This window comes from Brucella gallinifaecis, assembly GCF_006476605.1.
GTDB lineage: Bacteria > Pseudomonadota > Alphaproteobacteria > Rhizobiales > Rhizobiaceae > Brucella > Brucella gallinifaecis.
In genome coordinates, this window is the sequence record NZ_ML636803.1 from 350170 (window position 1) to 363799 (window position 13630).

The window sequence follows — 13630 nt, forward strand, 5'->3', positions numbered from 1 at the left end:
TAATTCCTTCATATGACTTAGGACTTCGCCCTCGGCGCACTTCGAAAGGCTTCCGCCCAGCTTCCTCTGCGCTTAGTGCGCTCCGTGCAGCCGGTTCCCCGCGAAGCCTCTCTCCGTTTGCACACCCAGTCTCGGCGACGGCCAGAAGGTTAGGCGCGGCGTTTCGCTTCGCTGACCTTCAGACCCGAGGATCAGAGACATGACCAACGTATCCGACAGCCACCCCCGCATCTATGTCGCCTGCCTTGCCGCCTACAATAACGGCTATCTGCACGGGGCGTGGATCGACGCGGATCAGGACGCTGAGCAGATCAGGGACGAGATTGCCGCGATGCTTGCTCGTTCCCCCATTGACGTTGCGGAGGAATACGCCATTCATGACTATGAGGGCTTCGAGGGCGTCAGCATCTCCGAACATGCTGGCATCGACAGCGTGGCGCGGACAGCGGCTTTCATCGCGGAGCATGGCGCACTCGGCGCGGGTCTAACGGAGCAGTTTGGCGGCGACCTGGGGCAAGCCGAAACTGCCATGCAGGACTGCTATCATGGCCAGTTCGCCAGCCTTGCCGACTACATGGAGGAACTGACCACCGAAAGCGTCACGATCCCCGAGGCGTTGCGCTACTATGTCGATTGGGATGCGATGGCCCGCGACGCCGAGATGGGCGGCGACCTTTTCACTATTGAAACCGCGCACGGTGAGGTGCATGTGTTTTCCAGCAGATGAGATCATGCCTGCCTGTCCGTGCTCATACAGGCAGGCATCGCGAAAGCACCAGCTTTCGCCAACCCAAAACCACCAAAAAATGATCGGGTTAGCCGCTCAAGGTATCTGCTTTGAGCGGCTTCTATATTTCCAGTGATCCTTGAACCTCTCTTTGCCGGGCGCTGCCGAGCATCCCGGCTTGGGGAGGTGACGCCATGCTCAGCATCGATTGGCGATCTCCGGCGGCATACGGGCACACAAAACACATCCCCGCCGCTGGTTTCGCGTGGGAATATCTGCGCCGCAATCACGATTATCGACAGGACTGCCAGACCATCGCGTTGAATGGACAACCGGCCGCCCGCGACCTTGAAGCGTTTGCGCATCGCTGGGGGTTGCGATTTCCCGTGCGACCCCGACGCGCCGCATGACCAGCAATCCCCGATCTGGACGCCGAGCCTGCAACCGCAAGCCGTGATGTTGTCGCCGGTCGATCCCGAAGACGGCGATGCCGAACCGATATTGACGCTGGCGCATCTCGCCGGCCTCGACCTGCGCCGCGCCGCCGATGGCTGGCACGGCATCTGGCAGGTGGATGGCGTCGCGCATCAATTCTGGCTGCCCGAGGCGGTGCCTGACGCCACCGCCTTCTACGCCGTCACCCTGCCGATGGATTCCTTTCTGGAGTTGCGCGCCTATGCCGCCCGCCGTCTTTGGCGGTCCCTCAACGGCCGCGCGCCCGGCCCCGATTTTCGTGCGGTTCCCGCGCAGCTCCGGCAATGGCATATCCTGTCCCTGCGCGCGCTCGACGCCCGGCTGCGCGGGGAGAGCTACCGCACCATCGCCGAAGTCCTGCTCAGCTTTCGCGGCACCAAGGAAGACTTTGAGAGTGACCCGCGCAAGAACAAGGCGCGCCGTCTGGTCGCTCACGGCATCAAGATGATGCGCGGAGGCTATCGCCTGCTGCTTCACTACCCGATCAAGCCCGACGCGCATTGATCGTGCAGGCATGCCCCTCATGCCTTGTTGGCCGCCGCCTGTTCCAAAATCTTCCGATAGCCTTCCCGCGATAGCCATTGCGCGCGGTCGAGATGGCTTTGCCAGCAACGGTGCGTCCGAAGTTCCTCGGCCACCGGATCACGGTGCAGCACGATCCGAGCCACTTCCTTCCAGTCCGCATCTTCGGCTTTGGCATCGAGAAGGCGCAGATAGGTGACGTAGTGCCGTTCGTCATAGACAGTTATAGCGTCGCCAGTCGGCGCTTCATCGTCCACATCGGGATCGAGTTCGACGGGAACCCGCATGGCTACTCCCCATATCGGAGAGAGTTGGTCTGCGGTGCGCCCCCGCAAACGATTCTCTCTGACTCTTGGTGATCGGGGAGTTCGAAACCGTCACGAAACGGCCCCATGGCCTTTAGCTCGGAAAGCCTGTTGTATACGCCACAGGCTCCCCGACCATAGGTCAAGGAGTTGGTGCCGTTCTGGCCAGCACCAGCCATTCGTGAGGGGTTTCGACGCCCCAGAGCAGCGCGTCTGCTCCGAGGCGATTCTTAGCCGAACCGGGCGCGAATGTCTTTGCCTATTCGGCGCGGCGGGCAATGAGCCGCTGAAATCCTTCATCTATTCATGAAGGCTGCACACCGAAGGGGGTGCCGCCAGCGCACAGGCGCAAATGCGGCACGCTACGCGCCGCCGGTCCCTCGCCATGGTTCGCCACAGTCCGCTGCCGTCCCCGACAGCCAAATCCCGACTGGAGGTGATCCATGCCCAACCCGCTTGCGGGCCTGCCGCCGCGCCTGTTGCGCACCAAGGAAGCCGCGCGCTTCCTCGGCATATCCATCCGCACCCTTGAGAAACATCGCACCTATGGCACCGGCCCGACCTATCGCAAGGTCGGCGGTCGCGTCCTCTACACCGTCCGCGATCTGGAAGACTGGAGCGCGGTCGGCGAACGCAAATCCACCCGCGACAAGACCGCCGGCACCGTCTTTCCCGCGCGTCCGCTTACGCCCGAAGAACGGGGCGCCTGCTGATGCTGCGCGAGGGCGATCATGAACTCGCGCCGCCGACCGGAGACAGCGAGCGAAGCCGCCTGGACCCCTTCGTGGTCGCAACAGGCGATGCGCCGCCGCGCGACCAGCGCGATTTGATGGAACGGCCCTTTTTCTCGCTGGCGAAGAGCCCGCGCACCAAGCCGATTCTCTACAAGGCCGCCGACATAGAGGTGCAGGTGTTCGGGATGCCCGAGCACGGCATGGCGACGATATGGGACGCCGATGTGCTGATATGGGCGGCCTCGCAGATCGTCGCGGCCGAGAATGACGGCCTCGCCACGTCGCGCTTCGTCCGCTTCACGCCCTACCATCTGTTGCGCGCCATCGGACGCCCGACCGGCAATCAACAATACCGGCTTTTGAAAGCCGCGCTGGCGCGGCTCCAATCGACCGTCATCGCCACCACGATCCGCAACGGCCCGCATTGGCGTCGCCGGCAATTCTCATGGATCAATGAATGGGAGGAAATGACGACGCGCGGCGGCCGCGTCGAGGGCATGGAGTTCGTCCTGCCCGAATGGTTCTACAACAGCGTCATCGACCGCTCGTTGGTCCTGACCATCGACCCGGCTTATTTCCGGCTGACAGGCGGCATCGAGCGTTGGCTGTATCGCGTCGCGCGCAAACACGCCGGACACCAGCGCCACGGCTGGATTTTCGAGGTCGCGCACCTTCATCAGAAATCCGGCAGCCTCGCCCGGCCGTCCGACTTCGCGCTGGACCTGCGCCGGATCGCGGCCCGCCAGCAACTCCCCGGCTACCGCCTCCAGATCGAGCGGGAAGACGGCCGCGAGTTGCTGCGCATCCGCCCGGATAATTCGTCAACAGGCACTGTTGATAACCCTGTTAATGCCATCGGCAGATCAGGCGCACGGGGTATCGGCGCATCAGGCGCACGACTATCGGTAGATCAGGCGCACGAACCGCAGCTAACGCTTTGGCCTGAAAAGCGGAATCCGACAGCTAACTTATCTAACAGAGAATCTAACTCTTTTTCTTTGACGCGCGCGCAGGCGAAGCGTGGTGCCGGTTCCGCCCGAAGGGGCGAGCCATGACGGTCGCCGCGAACGACGCGCCGCGCCCGCGCAGCCCCCAGCACATCCCCGGAGACGAACAATGACCCGTCGCGCTCACCGCAGCGCACACGGCCGTCCGCTACCGGACGGACCTGCGCCATTCACCACATTGGTCGAGCTGAACTTCGAGAAACGCAAAGTCGAGCACTGGATACGCTTCGGCCGCAAAAGCTACGAGCAGATCATTGACCGTCGCCGCAGCGTTGTCGGTTTCGCGCCGGGCAGCGTCTTCGCCTTCGTCCGATGGGCGAACGGCGACCATGGCACGGTCGTTTCCCGCATCGACATTGTGCGGGCAATCGGGCGCGGCGAGCCGTTCCAGACATTGCCGTTCGTCCGTCCCGGCGGCGAAATCCTGTTGCGCCTCGATAGCTGGCCAAAAGTGCAGCGCGCGCTAGCCGCCATCGACGCCGTGGAATCGCTCGGCCTCGATCCGGCCGACGCCGCACCGGAGCACTGGCGGCATGTCCACAACCGCTTGACTGCCAATCTGGAGCCGCACGCCTACACGCCCGAGCGACATGCCGCGTGGCTTCACCGCCGAAGGATCGAGCCATGACGCGCCGCCGCATCCTCACGGTGACGGCGCTCGCCGTCCTCGGCATCGCCGCCGCCAGCGCCGTCGATTGGCCCGTGAAACTCATCTGGAACGCGACGGCCAGCGCACCCATCGGCTTCTACACCGTCGAGCCGGCCGACGCGCTCGACCTGCCCGAACTGGTCGCCGTCATGCCGCCCGAACCGCTCGCCACCTTCATGGCCGAGCGCGGCTATATCGCCCGCGGCGTCCCGCTGTTGAAGCGCGTCCTTGGCCTGCCGGGACAGCGGGTTTGCCGCTTGCGATCCACGATCACGGTGGACGGGATCGAGATGGGCGAGGCGCAGGGGCGTGACAGCCTCGGCCGCGATCTGCCCTTCTGGCAGGGGTGCCGAGTGATCGGCGAAGGCCAGCTTTTCCTTATGAATTGGGAAGTCCGCGACAGCCTCGACGGCCGTTATTTCGGACTCACCACCGCAGCTTCCGTCATCGGCCGAGCGGTCCCGCTCTGGACCGATGAGGAAGGCGTCGGCCGCTACGAGTGGCGCGCGCCGACGCACTGAAATCATCCCCCGAAACCAACCACAGGAGATTTCCATGCCCCAGATTGGTCAATTCACGCGCGAGGAATCCGGCTTTGTCGGCCGTATCCATACGCTGACCCTGCTGCGCGACCTCACCATCGTCCCGACCGAAAGTTCGGATGCGGAGAACGCGCCGGACTACCGCGTTCACCACGGCGCAGAGGATGGACCGGAGGTCGGTGCGGCATGGAAACGCACCGGAGAAAAGGCGGGCGAATATCTTTCCGTCCTGCTGGACGACCCGGCCTTGCCGCAGCCGATCCGCGCCAACCTGTTCCAAGATGACGACACTGGAACGTCATGGTCGTTGCACTGGAACCGCCCCAAACCGCGCGACGAGCGGGACTAAGGCCATGCGATCCAAACCCCCTATCCCTTTGTTCGCGGAAAAGCCGTCTCATCCCTTCGTCCCGCTTGGCCACCGGACGGCCGGCGCGCACAGCGAAGGTCAGGGGCGGCCATCGGCCGGCGCTTGCGCCTTGCCCTTGACCGCAGCGCGCACGCTGGCAGGCTGGTGTCGAAGCGGAGACAGGACTGCATGGCATTATGCCGTCCTGATATTGGTCGGCGCGCTTTCCGTCTGCGCCGGATCGGGCGTCGCGGTCGCGCAATCCGCGCCCGTCGAGCGCCCGGCCGCCGCCCACCCCTATGCGGCTCACATCGCCGAGGCGTCGCAGCGGTTCGGCGTCCCCGAGCATTGGATTGTCGCGGTGCTGCGCGCTGAAAGCGCGGGCGACGTGCGCGCGGTCTCAACGGCCGGCGCGATGGGATTGATGCAGGTGATGCCCGACACATGGGCGGGCCTGCGCGTCCGCTACGGCCTCGGCCGCGATCCCTACGACCCGCGCGACAACATCCTCGCAGGCACGGCCTACCTGCGCGAAATGTTCGACCGCTACGGCAATGTCGCGGCGATGCTGGCGGCCTACAATGCCGGTCCCGGCCGCTATGACGAACACCTTGCGACCGGCCGCAACCTGCCGGCCGAAACGCGGGCCTATGTCGCCGCGCTCGCGCCGATCCTCGGCGGCGCGGCTGCAATCGAAGCGCCGTCATCGGCACCGCCACCGCCGCCCGATTGGCGCGAGGCACCGCTGTTCGTCATGCGTCCGGGCGACGGCCGCGCGACCGTTCCGGCGCGCGATCCCATCAATGCAGAGTCACGGGGCGACAGCATTTTCGTCGCCGACGCGAGCGGTTCGGGAGCGCCATGAGGGTGGCGTTCCCGCGCTCGGCGGCGCTCATTTCGGTGTCCGGTCTGGCAGGTTTTTGCCCGGCTGGATTCCCGGCAGGAAGGGCACAGAAGGCAGAAAGGGCGGAGGGCAAGATTAAAGAAGACGGCACCATATCGGGCCGCTTCTGGAAATTATTGTTGTCTGCACACTGGTTAGGTGTCCGGTTCCGGCACCATGGTTTTAAGGGGTCGCGTGCCGCGATTTCGCGCAAAGCCCTGGCTTTGCAGGGTTTCGAGCGGCACCATAGGCCTATATCGGCCTGTTTTCGGCGGTTTTGGCTGGAGTCGCGCGCTTGAGCGCCGACGACGAAAACCGCTTCCGCCCGAAGCCCGGCCGCATCCGATCCGACGCGCCGAAGGCCGGGAAACCCAAGAGCTTTTTCACGCAGGTCAGGAAGATCACCCGGCAGCATCAGGCAGCCACCTCCCGCGCTCCTTCCATGCCGTCATCTGCCTGCCCGTCATCGCCGGGGCGGTCCCGCGCCGTGGTCGCCAGCGGCAAGGGCTTGAAGCGCGGCCGTGGCGCGAGCTTCGTGCGCACCCGGAACATCTCCGGCCAATGGCATCATCGCCAGCCCGGCAGCCGCCGCGTGATCGTCAAGCAGCGCAGCGTCCGGGCCGCGTGGAAGGGCGGCCGCGCCCGCGCGCATTTGCGCTATGTCCAGCGCGACGGCACGTCACGCGACGGCGAGCGCGGCCGGCTCTATTCGGCGACCGAGGACCGCGCCGATGGTGACGCCTTCCTTGATCGCGGCAAGGACGACCGCCATCAATTCAGGTTCATCGTCTCGCCCGAGGACGGCGCGGAACTGTCGGACCTCACAGCCTACACCCGCGATTTCATGCAACAGGTGGAAGCCGACCTCGGCACGAAACTCGATTGGGTTGCCGTCAATCACTACAACACCGGCCATCCCCATGTGCATATCGTCGTCAACGGCCGCGACGATGCCGGCGGGGATCTGGTCATCAACGGCGACTATCTTTCGGCCGGCCTGCGCGAGCGCGCCAGCGAGCTTGCCAGTCTGGAACTCGGCCCCGTCACCGAGATCGAGCAGACCCGCAAGCTGTCGGCCGAAATCGACCAGGACCGTTTCACCCGGATCGACCGCGCCATGGTCGAGGAAGCCGATGCTCGTTTCCTCGACCTGCGCCATGAACCGGCAGAGCCGAGGCGGCAGTTCGAGCGGACGCTGCGTTTGCGCCGTCTCGGCAAACTGGAGAAGATGGGGCTGGCGACCGAACACGCGCCTGCCGTTTGGGAATTGAGCAAGGACATGGAGCCGGCCCTGCGCGAGTTGGGCGAGCGCTGCGACATTATCCGCACCATGCAGAAGGCGCTCGGCCCGCAGGGCGGCGAACGCGATCCCATGAGCTTCCAAATCCATGACGGAGCACCCGAGACACACATCGTCGGCCGCGTCGTGGACAAGCACCTGTCCGACGAGCTGGGCGAGAACCTGACAATCGTGGTGGACGGGATCGACGGGCGGACGCACCACATCGCGGGCATCGCGCCCGAGCGGCTGGAGGATGCCCGCATCGGCAGCGTCATCCAGATCGGCCCGGCCGAGGCGACGGCCCGGCCGTCCGACCGCACCATTACGGCCATCGCCGAGGACGGCATCTACCGGCCAAGCCGCCATCTGGAGCAGGCGAAATTCGAGGGCCGCGTTCCGGGCGGCGACCATGAGGGCTATGTCGATGCCCATGTCCGCCGACTGGAGGCGCTGCGCCGCGCCGGGATCGTCGAGCGCATCGACGCCGACCAATGGCGCATCCCCGATGATCTGGTCAGCCGTGCCGCCGTCTATGACGCCGGCCGTGACCGGCAGGCCAGCGTTCGCGTCCTTTCCCCGGTCGGTCTGGAAAAGCAGATCGGTTCGGATGGCGCGACCTGGCTGGACCGGCGGCTGATCTATGGCGAGACGGCCGACCTTGCGCCGGCCGGCTTCGGCCAGCAGGTGCGCGAGGCGATGGACCAGCGCCGCGAGCATCATATCGAACAGGGCGACGCCACCCGAGCGCGGAACGGTCGCATATTCTACCGGCGCAGCCTTCTCGCCACCCTGCGCGAGCGCGAGGTTGCCCGCGTCGGTTCGGAGATGGCCGAGAGCAAGGGGCTGCCGTTCCGCGCCGCCACGGACGGGGAGAACGTCAGCGGCAAGTTCACTGGCACAGTGCAGCTATCGAGCGGCAAGTTCGCCGTGGTCGAACAGTCCCATGAATTTACCCTTGTCCCGTGGAGGCCGGTCATAGACCGCCACCTCGGCCGCGAGGTCATGGGCGTCGTGCAGGGTGGATCGGTGTCGTGGCAGTTGGGAAGGCAGCGGGGGCTTGAACTCTGATGGTTGCTATTGCGCATTGCGAAGCAAGCGGCGATTTCATATAAGGACAGTATCCATTCTTCAATTTTTGGAACATCAGCATGGGAAGCTCCAAGTCCGCAGACAAGTAAGCCGCAACAACCTGAATTGTTGTTGCGGCGCTCTGTAAGACCCAATCCCTAGTCTGATTGCTGACGAGCAGACGCCGCCCGGTATTTTCTATTCGAGCGGTTGATTCGTCATGACCAATACACGCCCCGCGTGGGCCTACACCCTGCCGGCAGCTTTGCTGCTTATGGCGCCCTTCGACATCCTCGCTTCGCTGGCGATGGATATTTATCTTCCAGTCGTTCCAGCGATGCCAGGCATCCTGAATACGACTCCATCCATAATCCAACTCACGCTGAGCCTCTACATGGTGATGCTCGGTGTGGGCCAAGTAGTATTTGGCCCGCTTTCGGATCGCATAGGTCGACGGCCTGTGCTTCTGGCCGGAGCCATGCTTTTCATCGTCGCGTCGTTCGGTGCCTCATGGTCCTCCACGGCTACAGCGTTCATTGCTTTCCGTGTGGTGCAAGCCATCGGCGCATCCGCAATGCTCGTCGCGATGTTTGCAACGGTTCGCGACGTATATGCCAAGAGGCCCGAAGGGGTAGTCATCTATGGCCTCCTAAGTTCGATGCTGGCGTTTGTTCCGGCACTCGGCCCTATCGCTGGCGCTCTGATTGGAGAGTTTTTCGGCTGGCGCGCAATCTTCGCCACGCTTGCTGTGCTTGCGTTGATTGCCACCGCGCACGCCGGATTCAGATGGCACGAAACCCGCCCGTTGGATGAAGCAAGGACACGCCGATCCGCTTTCCCGATTTTCGCGAATCCAGCGTTCTGGGTTTACACGATCGGCTTTAGCGCCGGCATGGGCACGTTCTTTGTCTTCTTCTCGACAGCGCCCCGCGTGCTCATCGGCCAAGCCGACTATTCCGAAATTGGTTTCAGTTTGGCTTTCGCCACTGTCGCACTCGCTATGATCGTAACAACTCGTTTCGCGAAGTCCTTTGTCGCCAGATGGGGCATCGTGGGTTGCGTAGCGCGTGGAATGGCGTTGCTCGTTTTCGGGGCGGTCCTGCTGGGGGTCGGCGAACTCTTCGGTTCGCCGTCATTCCTCACCTTCATCGTGCCGATGTGGGTCATAGCGGTCGGCATTGTCCTTACGGTGTCGGTTACCGCCAACGGCGCGCTTGCACAATTCGACGACATTGCTGGATCGGCAGTCGCGTTCTACTTCTGCATCCAGAGCCTGATCGTCAGCATAGTCGGCACACTGGCGGTAACGCTGCTAAACGGCGACACGGCATGGCCCGTGATCTGTTACGCGATGATGATGGCGGTGCTGGTATCCACAGGTCTAGTGCTGCTTCGATCCCATGACGTTCCTGCCGAAAGATCGCCAGTCGTCTGACCGGCGATTGGCAGGACGGCTGGCACCCATGCGGCGCACCCGCCATCGCAGCCTCGTGAATGGCGGTATCTTGTCCGGCAGGATACCGCTCATTTCGCTTGTCCAGTTCATTGCCGTTGCCGAGCATCTTAACTTCCGACATGCGGCCAACGCGCTTGGCGTTAGCCAGTCGAGTGTCAGCGCGCGCGTCAAGGCGCTGGAAGAAAATCTCGGCGTCCTGCTGTTCGAGCGTCATGCGCGGGGCGTTCGGCTAACAGACGCAGGCAGACATTTCATGGAGCGGGTCGCTGCGGGAGTCGATCAACTTGACCACGCGGTGAAGACCGCAGGAATGGCTGCGTCGGGAGAATGGGGCCGTGTGCGTATCGGCATCCATGCCCTGATACCGGGCAGCTTCCTCGACAAGCTTATCTCGCAATATCGCGGAGATCATCCCGGCATCCATATCGAAATCACCGAAGGCACTGCCCGAGATGCGGTGATGCAGCTTCGCGCCGACCGACTGGACGTGGCGTTCGTCGCCGGGAAGCTCGAATTGCCTGACTGCCACACCCGCCCAGTCTGGACCGAACCGCTGGTTGCCGTGCTGCCGGATGGGCATCGGCTTGCCGGACAATCGGCAATCACTTGGGCCGATCTGGCAGGCGAGACGTTCCTTGTCCGTCATGGCGGCACTGGCCCGCAGGTTCATAGCCACATCGTCCTGCGCCATGCCGGACGCTGGCCTGCGCCGTCGATCCTGCGCTTCGACGTGGGGCGCGGTGCGCTGCTGTCCATGGTTGGACAGGGCTTCGGCATCACCATCGTCGGGGCTGCTACGGCGCTGCTGCCGACGACCAGCATAACTTTCTTGCCCATCGCCGACGAGCCGGAGCCGGTCCCATTCACCGCCGTCTGGTCGCCGTCCAGCCGCAGCGCGGCGCTCCGCAACCTGCTCACGCTCGCCAGAGACATGGGCCGGATCGTCCGCACGGACTGACTTTCAGCCGCGATTCGTTTCCGCCAGCCGACACAGGCACCAGCATCGGCGACGGTCCCAAGGCAACCGTCCTATTTGCCGCCGATAGTATCCGACTGCCCTCCGGCATCCTCTTTCGTGTTGCCCATCCTGATTTTGCCTACTCTCTGATCGGCTCCGTCTCTTCTGCCGACTGGAGCCTGCATTGCGCGGAGGCCGAATCCTTTGGGGTCAGATCGCTGTCGTCTTCACCATCGTTCTGGTGATGACGTGGGCGGCGACCCAATGGGTTGCTTTCCGCCTCGGCTTTCAGCCCCAACTTGGTGCGCCGTGGTTCGAGCTGGCGGGCCTGCCGGTCTATTACCCGCCCGCCTTCTTCTGGTGGTGGTTTTCGTTCGACGCCTATGCGCCCGCGATCTTCGTCGAGGGTGGCATCATCGCGGTATCGGGGGGTTTCCTCGCCATCGCCGCAGCCATCTTCATGTCGATCATCCGGGCGCGGGAAGCGCGCAACGTTGCCACCTACGGATCGGCGCGATGGGCGGAGGATCGGGAAATCCGTGCGGCTGGATTGCTCGGCCTCGATGGCGTGGTCCTTGGCCGATACGACCGAGACTATCTGCGCCATGACGGTCCCGAGCATGTCCTTTGCTTCGCGCCGACCAGAAGCGGCAAGGGCGTCGGGCTGGTGGTGCCGACGCTGCTGACATGGCCGGCATCCGCCATCGTCCACGACATAAAAGGGGAAAACTGGACGCTGACAGCGGGCTTTCGCGCGAGGCATGGCCGCGTCCTGCTGTTCGATCCAACCAATGCCGGATCGTCCGCCTACAACCCGTTGCTGGAGGTGCGGCAGGGCGAGTGGGAGGTCAGGGACGTGCAGAACATCGCGGATATTCTGGTCGATCCCGAAGGCAGCCTCGACAAGCGCAATCATTGGGAAAAGACCAGCCATAGCCTGCTTGTCGGCGCGATCCTGCATGTCCTTTATGCGGAGAACGACAAAACGCTGGCAGGCGTCGCCAACTTCCTGTCCGATCCACGCCGCCCGGTCGAGGCGACCTTGCGCGCCATGATGGACACGCCGCATCTCGGGGAGGCTGGCGTTCATCCCGTCATCGCGTCATCGGCCCGCGAACTGCTGAACAAGAGCGAGAACGAGCGCAGCGGCGTCCTTTCCACCGCCATGTCCTTTCTCGGCCTCTACCGCGATCCCGTGGTGGCGCGGGTGACGGCGCGCTGCGACTGGCGCATTGCCGATCTGGTCGGCAGCCGCCAGCCCGTCACGCTGTATCTGGTCGTGCCGCCATCCGACATAAACCGCACCAAGCCGCTCATCCGCCTGATCCTCAACCAGATCGGCAGGCGGTTGACCGAGGAACTGACCACCTCGGGCAACCGCCATCGCTTGCTGTTGATGCTCGACGAGTTTCCGGCGCTCGGCCGGCTCGACTTCTTTGAATCGGCGCTCGCCTTCATGGCGGGTTATGGAATCAAAGGCTTCCTGATCGCGCAGAGCCTCAACCAGATCGAACGCGCCTATGGGCCGAACAACGCGATCCTCGATAACTGCCATGTCCGCGTCAGCTTTGCCACGAATGACGAAAGGACCGCCAAAAGGGTGAGCGACGCGCTCGGCACCGCGACCGAGCTGCGCGATTCCACCAACTATGCCGGGCACAGATTGGCCCCGTGGCTCGGGCATCTCATGGTGTCGCGGCAGGAGACGGCCCGGCCGCTGCTCACGCCGGGCGAGATCATGCAGCTTCCGCCAACGGACGAAATCGTGATGGTTGCGGGCACGCCGCCGATCCGCGCGACCAAGGCCCGCTATTTCGAGGATACGCGGTTTCAGGAACGCATCCTGACCCCGCCCGATCTGGTCGCCGCTCCGCTGGCGCCCAGCCCATCCGCCGATGATTGGTCCGGCCGCGTGGTCGCGGCGGAAAGCCGTTCCGCGACCGATGCCGCAGACGGGGCCGAGGGCGATCCGGCCAATGCCGGCATCCGCCGCGAGCCGGAATTGCCCGAGCATGAGGAAGTCGTCGCCCCGCCGTCGTCGCCCGAACAGGAGTTCGAGTTTCTGGACGACGAGCCGGACGTTGATGCGGCCAAGGTCCGCGCCATGCGTCAGCGCATGAGGATGGTAGCGCGGCAGGTCGCCATGAACCCCGATGATGGAATCGACCTTTGAGGACACGCCCATGACCACACGCACCCGCCTGAATATCTATTTCGACCCCGCGCTCATTCCCCAAATCGAAGCAATGGCGCTGCGCCGCTCGGTGGTGCTGCGCCGCAATGTCTCGAAATCCGCCATCGTAGAGGCGGCTGTCATGTCCTACCTGTCCGGCGATTCCGCCGACCAGCTTGAAGCGGCCATGTCGCGCCGCTTGGACAAGCTCGGCCGGCAGATCGACACGCTCGACCTAGATCTCGCCGTTCTCGGCGAGACGGTCGCGCAGTTCATCCATTTCTGGATGACCATCACGCCGCCGCTCACAGGAGCAGCACAATCCGCAGCCCGCGCGAAAGGCGCGGAGCGGTTCGAGGGCTTCATGCAGACCCTCGGCAAGCGTTTGGCGACGGGTGATAGGTTCCTCAAAGAGCTGTCGCGCGACGTCGAGGTTTTTGACAGTGATCCTGCCCAACCTGAAATTACCGATGCGAGCAAGACACAGCTTTAACCCGCCAT

The 13630-nt window shown here is 63.9% G+C and carries 15 protein-coding genes and 1 pseudogene; 15 read left to right on the top strand and 1 reads right to left on the bottom strand.

The genetic code is table 11. The features are described 5' to 3' along the window. The first annotated feature begins 199 nt into the window (after positions 1 to 199). The 3 genes from FHY56_RS08200 to FHY56_RS08210 all read left to right on the top strand — a co-directional run bounded on the left by FHY56_RS08200 (position 200) and on the right by FHY56_RS08210 (position 1705). Positions 200 to 727, top strand: coding sequence for an antirestriction protein ArdA (locus FHY56_RS08200; RefSeq protein ID WP_140904675.1), 528 nt, complete (start codon positions 200 to 202; stop codon positions 725 to 727). Between the two features lie 194 nt (positions 728 to 921). Next, entirely contained in the window at positions 922 to 1137 is a 216-nt protein-coding gene (locus tag FHY56_RS18155; RefSeq protein WP_140904676.1) for a transcriptional regulator domain-containing protein, read from the top strand. Positions 1138 to 1183: 46 nt separating this feature from the next. After that, a complete protein-coding gene (locus FHY56_RS08210) occupies positions 1184 to 1705 on the top strand; it encodes a DUF2285 domain-containing protein (RefSeq protein WP_140904721.1) in 522 nt (173 codons plus the stop codon). Positions 1706 to 1722: 17 nt separating this feature from the next. Here FHY56_RS08210 and FHY56_RS08215 read toward each other — a convergent pair whose 3' ends face one another. Continuing rightward, on the bottom strand, positions 1723 to 2010 hold the full coding sequence (locus FHY56_RS08215; RefSeq protein ID WP_140904677.1) for a DNA -binding domain-containing protein: 288 nt from the start codon (positions 2008 to 2010) through the stop codon (positions 1723 to 1725). Between the two features lie 461 nt (positions 2011 to 2471). On the opposite strand from FHY56_RS08215, the gene FHY56_RS08225 reads away from it, so the two are divergent. From FHY56_RS08225 to FHY56_RS08275, 12 genes and pseudogenes are all read left to right on the top strand, one after another. Further along, positions 2472 to 2741 carry a helix-turn-helix transcriptional regulator gene (locus FHY56_RS08225; RefSeq protein ID WP_140904678.1) on the top strand — a complete coding sequence of 90 codons (270 nt, stop codon included), beginning with the start codon at positions 2472 to 2474 and terminating at the stop codon, positions 2739 to 2741. Continuing rightward, complete coding sequence (locus FHY56_RS08230) at positions 2741 to 3817, top strand: replication initiator protein A (protein WP_140904679.1); 1077 nt, start codon at positions 2741 to 2743, stop codon at positions 3815 to 3817. Before FHY56_RS08225 ends, FHY56_RS08230 begins: the two co-directional genes overlap by 1 nt. Positions 3818 to 3878: 61 nt before the next feature. Beyond that, complete coding sequence (locus FHY56_RS08235; protein WP_140904680.1) at positions 3879 to 4397, top strand: DUF2840 domain-containing protein; 519 nt, start codon at positions 3879 to 3881, stop codon at positions 4395 to 4397. Continuing rightward, positions 4394 to 4939 carry a S26 family signal peptidase gene (locus FHY56_RS08240; RefSeq protein WP_140904681.1) on the top strand — a complete coding sequence of 182 codons (546 nt, stop codon included), beginning with the start codon at positions 4394 to 4396 and terminating at the stop codon, positions 4937 to 4939. Before FHY56_RS08235 ends, FHY56_RS08240 begins: the two co-directional genes overlap by 4 nt. A gap of 34 nt (positions 4940 to 4973) precedes the next feature. Next, on the top strand, positions 4974 to 5309 hold the full coding sequence (locus FHY56_RS08245; protein WP_124085323.1) for a DUF736 domain-containing protein: 336 nt from the start codon (positions 4974 to 4976) through the stop codon (positions 5307 to 5309). Between the two features lie 4 nt (positions 5310 to 5313). After that, on the top strand, positions 5314 to 6174 hold the full coding sequence (locus FHY56_RS08250; RefSeq protein ID WP_140904682.1) for a lytic transglycosylase domain-containing protein: 861 nt from the start codon (positions 5314 to 5316) through the stop codon (positions 6172 to 6174). A gap of 460 nt (positions 6175 to 6634) precedes the next feature. Then, positions 6635 to 7135 (top strand): annotated as a pseudogene (locus FHY56_RS18355) (relaxase/mobilization nuclease domain-containing protein); the annotation flags it as partial. 174 nt (positions 7136 to 7309) lie between these two features. Next, positions 7310 to 8542: a DUF3363 domain-containing protein gene (locus FHY56_RS18160; protein WP_452101242.1), complete on the top strand. Its 1233-nt coding sequence runs from the start codon at positions 7310 to 7312 to the stop codon at positions 8540 to 8542. 220 nt (positions 8543 to 8762) lie between these two features. Then, positions 8763 to 9977, top strand: coding sequence for a chloramphenicol/florfenicol efflux MFS transporter FloR (floR, locus tag FHY56_RS08260; protein WP_140904684.1), 1215 nt, complete (start codon positions 8763 to 8765; stop codon positions 9975 to 9977). Between the two features lie 28 nt (positions 9978 to 10005). Beyond that, positions 10006 to 10956 carry a LysR family transcriptional regulator gene (locus tag FHY56_RS08265; RefSeq protein ID WP_140904685.1) on the top strand — a complete coding sequence of 317 codons (951 nt, stop codon included), beginning with the start codon at positions 10006 to 10008 and terminating at the stop codon, positions 10954 to 10956. Positions 10957 to 11140: 184 nt separating this feature from the next. After that, complete coding sequence (locus FHY56_RS08270; protein ID WP_140904686.1) at positions 11141 to 13129, top strand: conjugal transfer protein TraG; 1989 nt, start codon at positions 11141 to 11143, stop codon at positions 13127 to 13129. 10 nt (positions 13130 to 13139) lie between these two features. Beyond that, positions 13140 to 13622, top strand: a complete 483-nt coding sequence (locus FHY56_RS08275) for a CopG family transcriptional regulator (RefSeq protein ID WP_193556767.1) — start codon at positions 13140 to 13142, stop codon at positions 13620 to 13622. The last annotated feature ends 8 nt before the right edge of the window (positions 13623 to 13630 follow it).